General features: G+C 39.1%; 9 protein-coding genes and 1 tRNA gene. 8 read left to right on the top strand and 2 right to left on the bottom strand.

The features are described 5' to 3' along the window. Window positions 1-334: 334 nt before the first annotated feature. Both B9A58_RS05850 and B9A58_RS05845 read left to right on the top strand, forming a co-directional pair. Window positions 335-3358, top strand: a complete 3024-nt coding sequence (locus B9A58_RS05850; protein WP_176214688.1) for a SusC/RagA family TonB-linked outer membrane protein — start codon at window positions 335-337, stop codon at window positions 3356-3358. A 3-nt stretch (window positions 3359-3361) separates the two neighbouring features. After that, window positions 3362-4831 (top strand): RagB/SusD family nutrient uptake outer membrane protein, encoded by a 1470-nt coding sequence (locus B9A58_RS05845; RefSeq protein WP_084371470.1) that lies wholly within the window; start codon window positions 3362-3364, stop codon window positions 4829-4831. Between the two features lie 252 nt (window positions 4832-5083). On the opposite strand, the gene B9A58_RS05840 is transcribed toward B9A58_RS05845, so the two are convergent. Continuing rightward, window positions 5084-5157: transfer RNA gene (locus B9A58_RS05840), tRNA-Pro, on the bottom strand. Between the two features lie 892 nt (window positions 5158-6049). Here B9A58_RS05840 and B9A58_RS05835 point away from each other — a divergent pair. The 3 genes from B9A58_RS05835 (at window position 6050) to B9A58_RS05825 (ending at window position 7945) form a co-directional block, all read left to right on the top strand. Then, a complete protein-coding gene (locus B9A58_RS05835) occupies window positions 6050-6262 on the top strand; it encodes a hypothetical protein (RefSeq protein ID WP_084371469.1) in 213 nt (70 codons plus the stop codon). Between the two features lie 132 nt (window positions 6263-6394). Further along, on the top strand, window positions 6395-7723 hold the full coding sequence (locus B9A58_RS05830; RefSeq protein ID WP_084371468.1) for a sugar porter family MFS transporter: 1329 nt from the start codon (window positions 6395-6397) through the stop codon (window positions 7721-7723). 42 nt (window positions 7724-7765) lie between these two features. Beyond that, the gene (locus B9A58_RS05825; RefSeq protein ID WP_084371467.1) at window positions 7766-7945 is read left to right on the top strand and encodes a hypothetical protein; all 180 of its coding nucleotides are present in this window, start codon (window positions 7766-7768) and stop codon (window positions 7943-7945) included. 125 nt (window positions 7946-8070) lie between these two features. Here the strand turns inward: B9A58_RS05825 and B9A58_RS05820 are convergent, their stop codons facing one another. Beyond that, window positions 8071-12120 (bottom strand): hybrid sensor histidine kinase/response regulator transcription factor, encoded by a 4050-nt coding sequence (locus tag B9A58_RS05820; RefSeq protein WP_176214687.1) that lies wholly within the window; start codon window positions 12118-12120, stop codon window positions 8071-8073. Between the two features lie 543 nt (window positions 12121-12663). Here B9A58_RS05820 and B9A58_RS05815 point away from each other — a divergent pair. From B9A58_RS05815 to B9A58_RS05805, 3 genes are read left to right on the top strand one after another with little or no spacing between them, the layout of a single operon-like run. Further along, window positions 12664-13758, top strand: coding sequence for a carbohydrate binding domain-containing protein (locus B9A58_RS05815; RefSeq protein ID WP_176214686.1), 1095 nt, complete (start codon window positions 12664-12666; stop codon window positions 13756-13758). Window positions 13759-13799: 41 nt separating this feature from the next. Next, the gene (locus tag B9A58_RS05810) at window positions 13800-16931 is read left to right on the top strand and encodes a SusC/RagA family TonB-linked outer membrane protein (RefSeq protein ID WP_084371464.1); all 3132 of its coding nucleotides are present in this window, start codon (window positions 13800-13802) and stop codon (window positions 16929-16931) included. 19 nt (window positions 16932-16950) lie between these two features. After that, window positions 16951-18477 carry a RagB/SusD family nutrient uptake outer membrane protein gene (locus B9A58_RS05805; RefSeq protein ID WP_084371463.1) on the top strand — a complete coding sequence of 509 codons (1527 nt, stop codon included), beginning with the start codon at window positions 16951-16953 and terminating at the stop codon, window positions 18475-18477. Window positions 18478-18562 lie beyond the last annotated feature (85 nt).

Raw genomic sequence — 18562 nt, 5'->3', positions numbered from 1 at the left:
GCAAACGAAAATAATATTATTTGTATTGAACCCTCTTAATTGAAGCATGCAAACTCTTCTCTTTTAAGCGTCTAAAAGTTTTTTATCGCGTTTTCCTTATTAGTTCTCTGTTTTTACTGATTTTGAAATTGTAATGACAATATTGAGATTAAGTTTAAACCATTGAAGAGCTTATAGGGGTCAGGAGATCAAATTACGGCTTTAATTTATGTATTCCATAATACGTAAGATTATTTCGTTATAATTTTTTATAAAGAATTATATGAAGGATAAAATAATTTTTATATCTTGCGAATAACAAGTAATGAAAGTATATGAAAGAAAAATTTACAAAATGTACAAAATAAGATTTTTAGAAATGGGCAGGCTCATAATTGTGGTTCTCCTTGTTGGTCTTTCCTTACCGGCTTTCTCACAGCAGGTAATTAAAGGAACAGTAATGTCTGGTGATGATAACACCACCCTTCCTGGAGTTACAATAATCAAGAAAGGGACTGGTAGTGGTACGACCACAGATTTCGATGGTAACTTCAGCATAGAGGCATCTGCGAACGAAACGCTGGTATTTTCATACGTTGGTTATATGAGCCAGGAAAAGGTAGTAGGGGATCATATGAACTGGACTATTACTCTGGAAGTTGATGTATCAGCGTTGGAAGAGGTGATAGTCACTGGTTATTCTCAGAAGACAAAAAGTGAAATTTCTGCTTCCGTGGTCACTTTAAATAGTAAAGACATCCAGTCTTCTGTCACTTCCTCAAACTTAGGGAGTATGCTTCAGGGGAAAATAGCTGGTATGACTGTGAATAGTGCGAGTGGTGCACCTGGAGCAGCACCAGACATAAGAATTAGAGGGATCACTTCCATTAATGCAGATAAGCCACCACTTTTTGTGATTGATGGAATGATTGGTGGAAATTATGTGCCTACGAATGTGGAAACTGTTACAGTTTTGAAAGATGCAGCAGCCATTGGACTCTATGGCTCAAGGGGGGCTGCTGGAGTAGTGATTATTACCACAAAAAAATCAAAATCAGCAATCCCAGAGTTTTCTCTGTCTAGTCGAATGGCATTGAAAGAGGCAACAAGAGGAAACTTCTCAATGATGGATGGTGAGACTCTTTATGATACCCAAGAGAAGATGTGGGGAGATGACAGAATTGGTTTTCTAAAGCTACGCCCTCAAGATTTGAGAGATCAAAACTTTGATTGGCTGGATGCAGGATTTCAAAAGGCCTTATTGCAGAACTATACATTTTCTGTACTGGGTCAGACCGAAAAGCTCAAATATGTTTTTGACGTAGATTATTTTGACGAAGAGGGTACTTTTCGGAAAACTGATTATGAAAGATTGAATCTTCATACCAATATTGGCTATTCTGGTTCAGAAATATTTTCTATTAATACAGACGTAAATGTTCAATATTCAAAGTCTAATTTTGAACACTATAGTTGGTTTGAGGACGCTTATTGGAGTTTGCCTTGGGATAATCCATATTATGAGGACGGGCGTACTATATTTTTGAATGGGTCGGACTACGATCCTGTAGCTTATCCGTGGTATGGACAATTCAGAAGAAATTTCTTGCATTCTCAGGAATCAAATAAATTATCATCATCAGACCTCAATACCTTTTGGAGTACCAGGATGGTACTGAATATAACAAATTGGTTGAGTGTCGAAACACGTACTAGATTAAATTCTTTTAATTCAAGAACTGATACTTATTACTCAAACAATTCCCACGAGGGGGTGGCCAACAATGGGGAAATAACTGTTCGTCAGTCGGAGGGGTATGGTGCATTATCCACTCATATTATCCGAGCCTCGCAAGATTTTGGAAATCATCATATAGCTGGATTCATTGCGCATGAAGGAGATATCTACAATACACAGAACATAGGAGTGGATGCATGGAATCTCAGTCCTGGTATTGAAGTGCTATCTGGAGCTTCTACGAAACAGTTCATAGAGGGGAGAGAATTTACTTCAAGAGGGATTTCTTACATGGGAGAGCTGACACATGGATTCAAAGACAAGTTTTTCTCAACAGTTGTCTATAGAATAGATGGCTCTTCAAATTTTGCATCAGATAAAAAATACGCAGCATTCCCAGCAGCTTCTTTTGCTTGGGTAGTATCCAAGGAGTCTTTCTTGCAGAATTCATCTTTTGTAGATCTACTAAAACTTAGAATTAGTTATGGGTTGGTTGGTAATGACGGATCCTCAGCTTTCGATGAAATGAACGAATTCCCTTTTCTAGCCACCTACAATATTTCGGGTCAATATAACGGACAACCAGCTGCATCACCTTTAAGTGCTGGGAATGATAAACTAGGCTGGGAAACCACCACTATGCTCAATTTGGGCATGGATATGTCTATCATCAGACGAGATTTATTTATGAGTATAGATGTCTATAATAAAAACGTGGATGATATGCTGTTTAATAGACAATTAGCATTTTCGGGAGGAATCGAAAGAAGATGGGAAAATATTGGATCCATGAATAACAAAGGTGTTGAAATTGCACTCAACTATCAAAAAAGTTTTGGAGAGTTTAGATACGAGGGGAGTTTCAATCTAAGCTATAATAAAAACGAAATAACGAAAATAACGGATACTGAAGACGAACAAATCCTAAGTGTCAATGGGGTGCAACAGATTAACAAGGTAGGCCAAGAGGCATTTACATGGTACATGCCTAAATGGTTGGGAGTCAATAGTGACAATGGAGCTCCAATGTGGGAAGAAATTGTATATGACAATTCCGGCAATGAGGTAGAGCGGAGGGTTACTTCCGTATATTCAGAAGCTACTTTTCAACCAATTTCCTCGGCATTACCGAAATTTTCTGGAGGATTTACCAATAGGTTCAGCTACAAAGGACTTTCTTTAAGCGTCTTGCTTACCTATCAAGGTGGAAATAAAATTTATCATTCTACTCGTGAATTTGTTGATGCCGATGGAGCCAATACAGGTATAAATTTCATGAACTTGATAGATGGTTGGAGTCGATGGGAAAAGCCGGGAGATCAAGCGACTCATCCTGTACTTGAGCGTGGGGATACGGATGGGTCTCATTTTACCTCGTCAAGATATATTGAAGATGGAGATTACGTGAGAATTAGAAATATCACGCTCTCTTACAACTTGCCGAAGGCAGCATTTGCCTGGGCGAAAATCAGAAGTGCAAATTTGAGTGTTGGGGTTGATAACTTGCACACTTTTACCGAATTCTCTGGTGTGGATGCTGATGTAAATATGACCAATTTGTCGTATGCCCTGCCAGGCATGGCTTACAACAAGTATCCTATCAGCAAACAATACATAGTTGGATTGAATATAAAATTCTAAAAAATGAAAAAAACTGTATATATAATAGCTGGTTTAAGCTTAATATTCCAGTCGGCTTGCGAACTGGAGATTGAACCAACTGATAAACTTTCTACGGAAGTGCTTCTGTCCATAGATGATGGAATTGATGTGGCAACCAACGGAAACTATGATCTACTGAAGGTGACGCAGGGCTTTCGTGGTGCTGGCCCCAATCTTAACAACGCATACGTGCGCCATTTGTATCAAATGGGTGAATTTAGTGGAGATAATGTGATGTATACGCAATTTTCATCTGACCCACTATATTTAGTATTTACCAGAAACCATGTAAATACACAAGAGAATTCTGCATATATCTGGTATATCGCCTATAAGTTGATGTTAGGGGCAAATTCCATTATTGAGAATTCGGTGGAAGGAGAGAGTGGAGAGACGGATCATATTATTGGGGAAAATTACTTCTTGAGAGCATTAGTAACATTTGATCTGTTGAGATTCTTTGCCCAGCCCTATTCGCACGGTAGAGACAACCTTGGTGTTGTTTTAAAAAAGAGTGCAAGTTCACCAGCCGTGCAATCCAGGTCGACAGTAGGAGAGTGCTATGATTCGGTGGTAGGAGATCTATTGAAAGCCGTAGATCTAATGGGTCAAAGTAAGCATAGAGGAGTTGAATATGCGTCAAAAGAGGCTGCTTGGGCATTGTTGAGTCGTGCGTATTTGTATATGGAAGATAATGACAAGGCTATAGAATTTGCAGATAATGTGATAAGCTCAAGTAGATTTAGTTTGGCTGGCAATGGCGTGTACTTAGATAACTTTGCCAATACCCAAAACTCTACAGAGTCAATTTTTATTATCAAACATATCAACCCTGATGATCATAAAGGAAAACAAGGGTCTATTGGGTCTATGTATTATGATGATGGAAATGGTACAGGGTGGGGAGAGGTATTTGTCTCTCAGACTTTTCTTGATTTGATACAGCAGCATCCAACAGATGTGAGAAACGACCTTATTGTCATCAATGGAAATTTAAAAAATGGATACCCAATTCGATACATTACTAAATTTTCTGGGCAGGAGGGAGTGGTCAACTTGGCATCACCCCAGTATCTGAGACTATCAGAAGTCTACCTCAATAGAGCAGAGGCATATGCCAAAAATGGAAATGATACTGATGCGCTCACGGATGTAAATGTAATAAGAGCAAGAGCGGGCCTCACTGGAACGGCATTATACACCTTAGCAAATCTAGGAGGACGTTCGGTTTTGGATATTGTTCTCGAAGAGCGACGACTGGAGCTGGCATATGAAGGGCACAGGGCAATAGATCAGTTTAGAAATAAAAGAGACTTAGATCGAAGCTATGAGGGAATTCACTTAGCAGAAGGAGAGACAACTCAAACAATTCCCTGGAACGATCCAAGGAATATATTTTATATCCCTCAAGGAGAAATTAGCTATAATCCGGCTTGTGAGCAGAATCCTTAATCCATGTTCAATCTGAAAGGTAATTGTAGAAGTGTAATAAAATAAGTGGATACAAAATTCTACCCGTAACACTATTTTAGGACGGGACAGGTGTCGGATAAAAAAGGAAGTTCAAAAAGCTTCCTTTTTTAGTCTGCAGGAAACTTTTATTAATATAACTATCTGAAAAAGATCACCAGAAGAAGTGTTTTAAAATGCTTTGTAGCTGCATTAAAACCAAAAAAGCCCAGCAAATTGCTGAGCTTTTAGAAGTCGGGATACCAGGATTCGAACCTGGGTCCCCCTGGTCCCAAACCAGGTGCGCTACCGGACTGCGCTACATCCCGAACTTGTCTGTTCAAAGTTTTATATTCAAAATTCAAAAATAATTTTAAACATTGAATTCATAATTTTGAACTCGGCAGTGATCCGCTCAGAATTAAAACAGCACATTTTAATTAGCAGATAATCAAATATTTGAAGTGACTTGAAGGTTCTGGGTACAAAATGGGTACAACATGTTAATATTAATTCAAAGCATAAATTAAGTTTGAGACTTTGTCGGGATTCAAACACATTTCTTTTATGGATTGAAAATTAGTTAGTTGTACAGAACGGGTTTCGGGTGCAACAAACGTACAATGTAAATAAGATTAAATATGGTGTTTTGTTCAATCGCGATGAAGATTTCTGGATTGTTTTTTGAAAATAATTGAGAATGGCAGCAAGAACAAAGCAATTTTTTTTTAATCGTATAAATAAGATTCCACGAGAATGGGTTAATATGCGTATGAGCCAAAACGATCTTAAAATATAGTATTTATGATTGAAGAAAATGTAGTAAGCATTGCCATAGGTCAAGGGTTGTTCTTAGTTGTGACGCTCTGGATTTTGAGGGATATAAAAGTACTAATAGTCCAGTTCGTTACAATACGGAAAAAGGGGAAATGAAAGGGTTCTACTATTCCTTACTTTTTACACGACATATTTTAGAGCCTTCACTTTTGTTGGACTTCGGGCCATGTTTTACTCTCATAGTATTGGAGCATTTCTATTTCATGGAATAGGTGTTTATACTTATACACCGATAAGTTTGATTTTTATAGGCTATAAACTGGCAGATTTGTCGAATGAGGAAAACAAATTTATGTATCCAATAAGCCTTTAACCGGTTATTACAAGTCTGATACACTTGCTCTTTTCATAAGTGTTGTCGCCATTGTATTGCTAGTTCCTTACATGATCCTTCAAATTGCTGGAATAGGTAAGTTGTTCGTAGGGTTTATAAATGGTGAAATAGGGTATGTCTCTTGTATGATAATTTGCACGTTTATCGTAGAGCTATATATATACAAAGGAGGAGCTTTGGCTGATGCAAAAACAGACATGGCTAAAGGTATATTTATGTCTTTGGATCAATTCTGCTTGCTTTTTGGTTGGATTCTTTACTAGGAATGTAAAAATTGTTGTCTCGGATAAAACCGAGGATGAAGTATTGATTGATACTACCAAATTTTTTGACAAACAGATTAAGTCCATGCTTAGAATGAATGAGTTATTTTTTAATACATTAATCACTTTCGAATGAACAAAAAACTTATCCTTGCTTCCGTGACAGCCTCATTGGCTGGCTTTCTTTTTGGGTTTGATACTGTAGTAATTTCAGGAGCCAATCTTCCAATAAAAGAATTATGGCAAACCTCAGAATGGTTTCATGGGACATTTATTATGTCTATGGCATTGTGGGGCACAGTTGTTGGTGCTTTAATGGCCGGTATGCCTACCGATAAATTTGGTCGTAAGACAACCTTGATCTGGATAGGTGTTTTATATTTTATTTCAGCCGTTGGGTCGGGGTTGGCCCCCGACCCCTACTCGTTTTCGATTTTTAGATTTATCGGTGGCCTCGGAGTAGGCGTTTCCTCCATTGCTGCTCCAACCTACATTTCAGAAATTTCATCTGCTAACAACAGAGGGCGCCTTGGTATTCTGTACCAATTTAACTTGGTATTTGGTATTTTGATAGCGTTTATTTCTAACTACCTGCTACAAGGGGTAGGAGGCGATAATGATTGGCGATGGATGCTGGGGATAGAAGCCGTACCTGCACTTGTTTATACCTTAATGGTACTTGGGGTGCCTAAGAGCCCGAGGTGGCTGATCATTTATCAAAATGATTCAACTGCCGCAAGCAAAGTTCTTTATGAACTAGCAGGATCACCAGAGCAGGCCAATCTCATGTTACAGGATATAGAAGAAGACCATCGTAAAACCAAAAATGACCAATCATCAGTTTTTGCTCCTAAGTACAAGCGTTCATTGATACTGGCATTTTTGATTGCCTTTTTCAACCAGCTGTCGGGGATCAATTTTATTCTTTATTATGCTCCTGAAATTTTACAAAAAGCTGGATTTGGCTCGTCGGATTCACTTTTGAGTTCAATTTCTATTGGAATAGTTAACCTGGCGTTCACCTTCTTAGGGATGGTGCTTATAGATAGGGCCGGACGAAAACAATTGATGTATATAGGGTCATTAGGTTACATAGTTAGCTTGTTTATGGTGGCTTATGGGTTTTATGCAGAATTAAGTTCTGTATTCAAATTGGTATTCATCTTGACATTTATCGCCTCTCATGCCATAGGGCAGGGATCTGTAATATGGATATTTATCTCTGAAATTTTCCCCAACCGGGTTCGGGCCTATGGTCAAGCCTGGGGCAGTGGTACCCACTGGGTGTTTGCTGCTTTGATCACGCTTTTTGGAGCGGTCTTGATCAATGCATTTGAACCTTGGGTGGCCTTTATTTTTTTCGGATGTTTTATGATTCTTCAGTTGCTATATACCCATTTTATGATGCCAGAAACAAAAGGGAAGTCTTTGGAAGAGCTGGAAAAGGAATTGGTTCGGTAACACACAATATAGTTTGATAGTAAAAGATTAAATAGTGCAGGTATGCCGATAAGGAAAATCAAAGGAGCCATTCAAATTTATGAATGTAGAGGGACAGAATTTTTATTGAATCTTCTTGGCAAGAGTAACAATGGGGTAAGATGTGCTGAGTATTGGATGGGAGCTCATGATAGTGCTCCTTCTCAAGTTGAAATTGAAGGAGTTAATCTGAAGGGAATATAGACAAAGGAATATACTTAATTTACTTTCTTAACTTGGTAAACAGCCCTGGTCAGGGTTGAAATAGCACAGACAGAGTTTAGTTGTATAAGTTAACACTTAATCTGATTGATTTTCTGTTGGTGATTTTATTTTGAGGCGTATTGTTTTGGGCTTACACCAAATTGTTCTTTGAAGGCCCTCGAAAAGTACGATTGGTTTTCAAACCCTACTTGCCTCATTATCATTGACACTGAGCTATTATCCTGAGCCAGGAGTTGTGCGGCCCTTTTAAGTCTGATTAACCTGATGAAGTCATTAATAGAGTAGGAGGTAAGCGCTTTAATCTTTCTGTACAGTTGTGATCTGCTCATTCCTATTTCTTCACAGAGCTTTTCAACTCCAAAATCGCTGTCCTCCATGAATTTCTCTATGATTTCAATCGTGTTCGTCAAGATTTTTTCATCAAGGGTTGTTACGGTTATCTCTTTTGGAGAAAGGCTTAAATCATTCTTGAATAGATTTTGCAATTTCTCCCTTGAAGATATCAAGTTATTTATTCTTGCCAGAAGGAGTTGAGTGCTGAATGGCTTGGTAACGTATGAGTCTGCACCTACGTCATATCCATCTATTTGCTGCATTAGAGAGGTTCTTGCCGTAAGAATAATCACAGGAATATGAGAGGTATGTATATTTGATTTGATTTGACGGCACATGTTCAAACCGTCCATTATTGGCATCATCATATCACTGACCACAACATCCGGTAAATGTTTAATTGCTGTCTCTAGGCCTACCTTGCCATTTTCTGCTTCCAGAACCTGAAAATGCTTTGATAATTGTTGGATCAAGTATTCTCTAAGCTCGGTATTATCCTCAACAATCAAAATAGTTTTGTTTTTGACACTGCTTGTTGACTGATCATCGATTTCAGAGTCATTCATTACATAATGAGGTAGATTTTCACTATTTGTGAAATTGCTAATTAGCTTTTGGGGCTTGAAGTGTGCCTTCCCAGGTTTTAACGCTATATAAAAGCAAACGCCATTCTCCTTGTTTTCTAACCATATTTCACCGTCGTGTTGCTTAATCACTTGCAGCGCAACAGATAGTCCTATTCCGTGTCCTTTTATATCCTTGCTCTTGGTTGTATAGAATTGTTGGAATATGTGCTCGACATCTTCTTCAGGTATGAGGTTCCCAGTATTGAAAATTGAAAAGACAATTTTACCATTAGATTCGATTTGAGCCTTGATTTCGATCATACCTCCTTGTGGAGTGAATTTAAAGGCATTGCTCAAAAGGTTGAAAAATACCTTTTCCAATTTATCCCTGTCAAAATAAATGAGATGTTCCTCGTAATCAGATTCGAACCTGAAATCTATATTTCTTCCAGCCGCCTCGGCGCTAAAGAATAATTGAATCTCTTTAACAAATTTAATTATGTTTCCTTCGGCGGCTTTAAGAATTGAAGCTTCTTTTCCGAATTCAGTGAATATCATGATTTCATCTACCAGATGGGCCATTCGCTCTGTGTTCCTGCGCACTATCTCAAGCTTTTTTCGATCTGCCACATTGAGTGATGTGCTATCCATAACATCCGTTACGGGGCCTTTTATGAGGGATAATGGTGTGCGCAATTCATGCGATACTTCTGTATAGAAGTTTATTTTCAATCTATTGAGTTCCTCCTTTTGATCACGCCGCATTCTTTCAAGTTTTATTTGCCCCATCTCTTTTACTTGAATGATTGAATACCTTCTAAAAATGAGGAGAACAATTACCAAGAGGATCAAATACAGTATCAAGGCATAAGTAGTGGCCCAATATGGTTTCAGTACAGTTACTTGAAACGATAAATCTTCTGATGCCCAGATGTTATCGCTGTTTGCTCCGGTGAAGGTGAATGTATAGTTGCCAGGCTTAAGTTTGGAGTAATTTCGGGATGTTTCTGACCCTTGAAAACTGAGCCAATCTGAGTCAACGCCGGTTAATTTGAATTTCAATTGGTTATTCTCAGGAGAAGTATAATGAAGAGCTCCAAACGAGATAGTGAAACTGTTAAGTTCATAGGGTAATTCAATTTTTCGAGTAACCAGAACACTTGAATCTAAAATTTTATGTCCTTGAATTGGCTTCAGATCATTAGCAGACTCATTGTTTATTTTTAGTTCTGTTAGTGTAAGTTTCGGTGGTATCTCATTAATTCTTATTTCTCTTGGATCAAAAACATTGAACCCTTTTGTGCCTCCAAATATCAATTTACCATTGTTAAGCTTGAGTGCCGACCATACTTTAAAAGCATTACTCTGAAGTCCGTCATTTACATCAAAACCGACGATTGCTTCATTATTGGGATCAAATCTTGTTAGACCATATCCACCCATCCAGAAATTCCCGAGATCGTCCTCAAGAATCGTCTCGATTTCATTATTTGGTAACCCATCTTTTGTGCTATACACCTTGAATTTTAGGTCACCTGGGTCTTCACTTCCCGATAATAACTTTGCTATACCTCCACCCAGCCCTGAAAACCAAAGATTGCCATGTTGGTCTTCCATAATAACGGAAATAAAATTACTTGGAAGTGAAGATGGATTGTTGGGGTCTGAAAGAATCTGTTTTATGGCATATTTTTCATTTTCTAGTGTTATCCGGTTTAGGCCATTCCGAGTTCCAGCCCAAACCACTTTTTTACCGTCTTTTTCTCCTTTTTCCACATATATGTCTCTAATAAAATCATCAGTGATTGGTATATCATCCTTAGATCCATAGGCGTGAAATTTCCCATCATAATAATTATTATCACCTGGGATATATTGAATCAAACCAGATGTACTGCTAAGCCAAACATGCCCCTCATAGTCCTCTACTATTTTCTCTACGGAGCTATAATCTTCAAGCAGAGGCAAAAATGTTGGCTTTTCACCTTTCAACAGTTTCCTTTTGTTATCGGGTGTAAGAACTACAATACCTCCTCCCCATGTACCAACCCATAAACCGCCTAATGGATCCTCATAAAAGGATGAAACACTTGCTCCATTAAAAGGGGCTTCTTTTGCAATAGATAATTCTTTAATTACACCACTCGGATTCATAACATTAATTCCATTACCTCTTAACCCGATCCAAATCAGATTCTGAGAGTCTTCGTAAAATGAAATTACCCTTTCACCACTGAGGCTGTTCTCTTCCCATGGCCGGTTGGTGTACAATTCAAATTTTTTAGCTCGCAAATCCAGCTTATTCACTCCTCCTCCATAAGTTCCGATCCACAAAACCCCAGAATGATCTTCATATATACAACTTACTTCATCCAGAGTGAGACTTCTTGGATCGGATTTATTTGCTCTGAACTCTCTGATAATGTGTAAATCATGGCTCATTTCAACGAGTCCGTATCCTCTTGTTCCAAGCCAGATAGTGGAGTCATGTGCTTGAAATATGTCTATGATTGGGTAATTCAATATGGTTTGAACACCAGAATCAGTTAATAGATGTAGCCCAATTTCCGAACCGACCAGGATTTGTTCATTGATTGAAAGGATAGCGTTTACACCACTGACTAGATTTATTAGTTTGCTGTAAAATTTCGTATCTTTTTTCTTTTCAAACACTTCAGCTCCGGATGAAAATAGCAGTGATCCATTAGCCATTTCTGTTATTGCAAATACGCCGTAAGGGCTACTGAAAACTTTCTCAAAGTATACTGAGTCTCCTTCTATGACCATGAGGTCCAGACCGGTTGAAGTTCCAATCCATATTGATCCATTTTTCGTTTGATAAATCGAATTGATCACATCACTACTAACTGATTGATTATCAGCTCTTCGATAAGTCTTGATAGTTTCCAGCTTTGGAACATAATGATTTAAACCACCTCCTTCGGTACCAATGAGCATGCTACCATCTGTCAGTTGTTCAAGGCACATTACCCTGGAGTTCGAGAGAGTGTTGGAAGTATTAAACTCATTTTTTAGAATCTTAATATTTTTTCCATCATATCGGCAAAGTCCACTGTATGTGCCAAACCATAAAAAGCCGTACTTGTCCTGAACTATCGTATTGATATCGCTGTGTGGTAACCTATCGTTGATATCATCCGATAAAAACCTCAAATCATAAGCTTGCTGAGCTGCAGCTTGATGACTTACCACAAATAGCGCCCAGACGAATAAATGTAATTTTTTTAAGCCCATTAATTTATGTTTCTGGAAAGTACATGTCATTTCATTTTCACTTTGACTCTGGGTGAAATGCCCATGGTTGGATAATTGGGGTTAACTAGTCTTTGGATGATTATTCGTCTAAAATAATCAGAACCACTTAAACCTCACCAATGAAAAATATGATATACGAATCTTTCATCAATTTAGGAAATGTCCCATGGTAGTGAATAATGAGAGATTTTGATCATTCAAGTCAATTAATTACTCAATCAGTGTTAAAGTATGACCAATGAGCAATACTAATTGAACTTGAGAGTCAAATGAATCACAAAAGTCAAGAATACCTTTGAGGTACTAATTAATTCTACTGAATTCTGATGAAAACACTCAGGATATTATTTTCCGTACGAAATACGGTATTTCGGATGGGTCGAATTAGGAGCAATTTCTAATGAGTAATCACAGAGGATTTAGTTTGAATTACATTGGTGAAAACACTACTTTCTTAAAATTTATTTTATTATGCTAAACTACTACTTAAAAAAACGAGCATTACTGAAGCTTTTTACAGGCATGATGTTGCTACCTCTAATTATCTCGTGTGTCGATGATAATTTTAAGGAAGAAGAGGCACTTAAAGAACTGATGGCTACAGTCTCATCAGAATTTACAGTTGCCGATGGAGCCGAGCTTACTTTTGTGGATCTTTCTTTTGGGGTATCGAGTCGTGTTTGGACATTTCCTGGAGGAATTCCTGAAACATCCACAGAGCCGGCGGTTAATGTGGCCTTCCAAGAAGAAGGAGAGGTACAACCTACTTTGGAGATTACCTATTTTGATGGAACGAAAGAAGTCAAAACCTTTGATATTACTGTTTTCCCTGTTCTGATAGCCGACTTTGAGCCATCAGCAACAAGAATTAAGGTTGGCGAATCGATCACTTTTACCGATGCATCCATAGGAAGCCCTACTAGTTGGTCTTGGGAGTTTCCGTCTGGTAACCCTGCTATTTCTACAGAACAAAATCCAACTGTTACATTCAATATCAACCAGCCCGTTGAGGTCATGTTGACTATTACTAGATCGGCAGATGGAAATGAGGTATCTGAAACGAAAATGGTTCAAATTGGTCCTCCTGAGTTAATTCTTAACGGTGACTTTGAAAATGGTGCTGTGGTAGGCTGGCAGACATGGAATGGAGACGCATTCCCATATGATGGCATTGAAATACCAGGTGCTAATGGTACAGCCACGTCTTCATCTTTTACCTATACCGATACATGGTCCTTCGCTCAGATAATAAGCCGTGACTTTGCTGATTACAAGGTTAGTCTTGAACCAGGTAAGGATTACATTTTGAGCATGTACGTTAAGGCGGGCGCAGATGGAGTCTCGCTGGGTACTTTCAGGGTTGTGAACCATCTACCGGAATGGTCTGGTGCATGTCAAGCTTGCGTTGAAGAAGGTTATACCGAATACTATCCTAATGGCAGTTCGGTTTCAGGAATTCCATTTGTTTTGACAACAGATTGGCAACAAGTTTCTATTCAGATCACAATTCCAGATGATGGAGTTTTGAGAACCAATGCGTTCCCTGATATCATCTTTGGTGCGGATGTCACTACGAAGGTCTTCATTGATGAAATTTCGTTGAAGGTTGTTGACTAACCCGACACATTAATAGGATTAAAAAATTTTAAAATATTGACATGAAAAAGAATATGAAAAAAGGCCTTCTGATCGGAATTATCATGCTTATTAGCAACATGATAGTTGCTCAATCAAAAGTTTCAGGAACAGTGGTGGATGACAAGGGTGAGTCCCTTCCGGGAGTTACCGTACAAGAAAAAGGAACTACCAATGGTACGATATCCGATGTAGATGGTAAATTCTCATTGAATGTTGCGAGTGATGCTACCCTCATGTTTAGCTCGATGGGTTTTAAGAATCAGGAGGTTTTAGTAAATGGCCGTACCATATTTAATATCAATCTAGCTACCAGTGTTTCAGAGTTGGATGAGGTAATAGTGGTCGGTTATGGTACGCAGAGTCGTACTGAGATCACCGGAGCAGTTTCAACTTTGAACACGGATGTTTTAAAGAATCGTCCTTTAGTCAATTTCGAAGATGCGTTGCGGGGTCAAATACCAGGACTCGATGTAAGCTCGACGGGAGGGCAGCCAGGTGCTGAAACTAAAATGAATATTAGAGGTATCGCTTCAGTTTCAGGAAGTTCACAGCCATTGATCGTGGTAGATGGATTCCCACTCAATGAAGTTTCGAATAGCGCTGGAGGGGGCTTAGATGAATACTCAGGTAAAGTAGGTGCTTTTGCATTTATCAATCCGGCAGATATCGAATCAGTGGAGGTCTTGAAAGATGCCTCTGCCACAGCCATCTATGGTAACAGAGGAGCTAAGGGAGTCATCTTGATAACCACTAAGAAGGGGCGCAAAGGTCAATCAGGCATTACGTTTAGTTCATATTTTGGTGTACATCAGATGAAAAAGAGGTTGGATGTGATGGATTTTACAGAATATGTTGATTACCAGCAAACGCTAAATCCGGGTAACAGATTGTTTACATCTGAAGACGGTGAACTCTTTGAATTCCCCGAGGCAGACAAAATGAATGTTGATTGGCAGGACGAAATTTACCGTAGAGGTGCTATTCAAAATTATACAATTGGTGTACAGGGCAAATCTAAGGAGACTAGTTATTCCCTGTCAGCGTCCTACACAAAGGATCAATCAATTCTGATCAATACCAATTTTGAGAAAATCACTTCAAGATTGGCGTTAGATCATCAGTTTAGTGATAAGGTGGCCGTTGGATCTAACATCACCTACAGTCGAATAATAAACAATGGTCCTCCAACGGGAGGGAGAGAAGGTACTGCTGCCGGCTTGACCATCAGTGCCTTGACTGCGGCTCCTTTCAGAATGGACAATAATACAGCATCTCGTTTTAGACGAGCGGGTGTTAATCCGTATCAAATTGATCAGGATGAGCAAAGCAATATTGGAGGTCCAAGAAACCTTGCTGATAATACTCAACTAGATAAAATAATTAATAGAGCTATTGCGAACCTATATGTGGATGTCGCATTTACTGACTGGTTGTCTTTTAAATCCACTTTAGGTTTAGATTTCTTTACCCTTGTAGACCAGCAATACTATGCAGCTGCCACTCCCTGGGGAGCGCTTAATAATGGAGTCGGTACTTCAGCGACGGTAAATGCCAGAAATCTCCTGAATGAAAATTACTTCACGCTCTCTAAGCAAATCAATGACCATCGCTTTAATCTCGTGAGTGGATTTTCATTTCAGCAAAACATAAGTGATTTCACACGAGCAGAAGGAAGAGATTTTCAGAATGAATCGCTTGGCTACAATTCTCTTCAGTCTGCTGCAGAATGGTTTTCTTCCACAAGTGCTGACAAATGGGCACTAATGTCCTATTATGCCAGAGCAAACTATACTTATGACAACCGTTATTCTGCCACATTTACCGTACGTCGCGATGGAAGTTCAAGGTTCGCTTTGGATAAATGGGGTACATTTTATTCAGGGTCGGCGGCTTGGAATGTTCATAATGAGTCATTCATGAGTAGCAATAATATGATTTCCAACTTGAAGTTACGAGGAAGTATCGGTCAGACGGGCAATGCCAGTGTTCCGCTTCAAGGTGCCTTGCTAGATCAGCAATTCTCCAACTATACATTTGGCGGTCAGTTTGCGAATGGAGTGGCACCAAGCTCTCTTGAAAACAGAAATCTTACTTGGGAAACAACTACTCAGTATAACATGGGGCTTGATCTGGGTGTTTTTGATAATTCACTCTCGTTCACTGCTGAATATTTTGTAAAGAAGACAACTGATTTGTTACTGTTTACACCACTTTCGATCTCTACAGGATTTGAGAACGGATGGTTAAATATCGGAGAAATAGCCAATACAGGGATTGAACTGTCGCTCGGTTACGATTTGAGAACTCAAAGCGGCCTTACTTGGAATACTAGCATAAATATGACATCCATTCAGAATGAAATAAAAGCCCTTGGGGGTGATGGGCAGCCGATTTATATAGATGTGAATTTTGATGGCATCTACAGTGATGAGGTGATATTAGAAGTAGGGGGTTCCATTAATGACTTCTTTGGTTACAAATCGGATGGTCTTTACTTACCGGAGGATTTTGATTCCAATGGAGATTTGTTTAGCGGTGTTCCAACTGCCGGATCCGGAGAGCAACCTGGGGATATTAAATTCAAGGATATCTCCGGCCCAGATGGAACACCCGACGGCTTAATTGATGGGTATGATCGTACAAAAATTGGAAACTCACTTCCTAAAGCATACGGCTCTTGGAATAACAGCTTTGGGTTCAAGGGATTTGAGCTAGATATTATTCTTCAATATTCTTATGGAAATGATGTGTTCAATGCCACTAAAACAAAAGCTGGGATATTTTTTGGAAATTCAGAAAATCAGTTTTCAGATTGGTTGAACAGATGGACACCTGAGAATCCAAACAGTACGCAATACGCCGGAATACCAGTAAGACAACCTGCAGACTTCTTGATTGAAGATGCCTCTTTCATTCGACTACAGATGGTTCGGCTGGGATATAATTTACCTTCAAAGTGGATTTCTAACTACGGAATTAAGAATGCTAAAATGTACGTAGCTGCCAATAATTTGGCGGTATTTACCAATTACTCAGGTTACGACCCAGAGGTCACTACAAATCAAAGTAGTGCTCCATTCGTCCAAGGTATTGATTACGGTGCATTTCCAAGGGCCAAGACATACATGGCTGGCATAAACATTCAATTCTAATAATCTAAAGTTGTTTAAAATGAAAAAGATATTAATAGTGATAATAGCGGTGGTCTTGGTTTCTTCCTGCCAGGATGCATTGGAAATTCCTCCTCAAAGTAATTTGGAATTGGGAAACTTTTTTGCCTCGGTAGCAGATTTTGAGCTTGCCCTTGGTGGTGCTTATGATGTGGTAGCCTCTCATCAGGGGCCTAGTAATGGTTTTGGGAGTTATTTCAGAGGACTGATGATGATGGGGCGCGCGGGAACTGACGAAATGTTTGTGGCGCAGTATGATGATCACAAATACATCGGAAATTACACATATACTCCGTTTTCACGTGTGCCAGCAGACACCTATGCAGACCAGTACCGAGGTATTTCCAGATGCAATGTTATAATAGGTAAGATTAATGAAAACGTTGTTTCCATGTCGACGGATTCCCGGAATAAAATTCTTGGTGAGGCAAGCTTCCTTCGAGGGTTCTATTATTTTCAATTGGCTCGGTTTTTCGGTGGGGTACCCATCATCACCGAGAGTACAAATATTAATGAATTTAAGAACGTCCGATCCACTTTAGCTGAAACGTACGAAAGGGTTATAGCTGATTTTAAAACGGCGGAAGAAAATCTTCCAGTGACCAATGAAGATGGAAGGGCTACAAAATATGTCGCTAAAACTTATCTCGCCAAAGTTTATCTTCAAATGTCGGGAGTGCCTTTAAACGATGCATCTGCTGCGGCACTGGCCGCAAGCTATGCCAAGGACGTAATTGATAATGGGCCTTACGATCTGGAGCCGGTATATGGAGATATATTCGAGTTAGATAATGAACATGGTATAGAGTACATTTTCGATGCTGAATACATTTCAAGCAATAACGAAGGAGGACAGGTAGGTACCTGGGACGGAACTCTTGGTCCGTGGGAAAATAACATCTCATACAAACTTGGTCGAGCTACTGTAGAGTTATTCGATTCATATGACCCATTAGACTTGAGAAGAGCTCGTAACGTCGTTGATTATTTAGTTATAAACGCTAATGGAGATACTGAACCCATCACTGATGGAACCGTGTACGCTTATAAGTGGCGACATGATCCTGATCCTGCCACCAGAGGATATTCCACTGAATGGCAATCTCCTTTCAACTTCCCATTGACAAGATATGCAGATGTGCTACTGACATATGCAGAAGCCAAGTGGCGAGATGCGGGCTCATCTGCGTCCTATTCTGATGCAGAGGCTCTTTTAGCAATAAATCAGGTTAGAAGACGAGGTTTTGGACTGGATATCAATTCACCTCAGTCCGTAGATCTAGGCAGTATTAACGAGCAAGCATTACTCGACGAACGTAAGTGGGAGCTGGCTTTTGAGGGTCATAGATGGGTGGATTTAGTTCGATTTGGTAAACTGTTGGAAACCGTACAGGCGTTAACTAGTGAAGGGAGTCAATTTGCAGCGGCAAACATTCAAGAGTATCACATATTATATCCTATCCCGGCTAGGGAGATTCAAATTAGTGGGGGAGATCTAAAGCAAAACCCTGGCTATAGTACTGAGTAATTCAAAAGTTTTGCAGGAGAAGAAAAGTCCCTTTTCTCCTGTTTTTTTGATTACAACTTTTTACTCAAATAATTTCTATTGTACT

The sequence above is a fragment of the Reichenbachiella faecimaris genome (assembly GCF_900176375.1).
Lineage (GTDB): Bacteria > Bacteroidota > Bacteroidia > Cytophagales > Cyclobacteriaceae > Reichenbachiella > Reichenbachiella faecimaris.
Note: the sequence above shows the minus strand (reverse complement) of the source record. Positions and strands in the feature narration are given on the sequence as shown.

Coding starts and splice junctions, on each gene's coding strand:
- B9A58_RS05850 (WP_176214688.1), top strand. CDS start 335: ATGTACAAAATAAGATTTTTAGAAATGGGCAGGCTCATAATTGTGGTT.
- B9A58_RS05845 (WP_084371470.1), top strand. CDS start 3,362: ATGAAAAAAACTGTATATATAATAGCTGGTTTAAGCTTAATATTCCAG.
- B9A58_RS05835 (WP_084371469.1), top strand. CDS start 6,050: ATGATCCTTCAAATTGCTGGAATAGGTAAGTTGTTCGTAGGGTTTATA.
- B9A58_RS05830 (WP_084371468.1), top strand. CDS start 6,395: ATGAACAAAAAACTTATCCTTGCTTCCGTGACAGCCTCATTGGCTGGC.
- B9A58_RS05825 (WP_084371467.1), top strand. CDS start 7,766: ATGCCGATAAGGAAAATCAAAGGAGCCATTCAAATTTATGAATGTAGA.
- B9A58_RS05820 (WP_176214687.1), bottom strand. CDS start 12,120: ATGGGCTTAAAAAAATTACATTTATTCGTCTGGGCGCTATTTGTGGTA.
- B9A58_RS05815 (WP_176214686.1), top strand. CDS start 12,664: ATGATGTTGCTACCTCTAATTATCTCGTGTGTCGATGATAATTTTAAG.
- B9A58_RS05810 (WP_084371464.1), top strand. CDS start 13,800: ATGAAAAAGAATATGAAAAAAGGCCTTCTGATCGGAATTATCATGCTT.
- B9A58_RS05805 (WP_084371463.1), top strand. CDS start 16,951: ATGAAAAAGATATTAATAGTGATAATAGCGGTGGTCTTGGTTTCTTCC.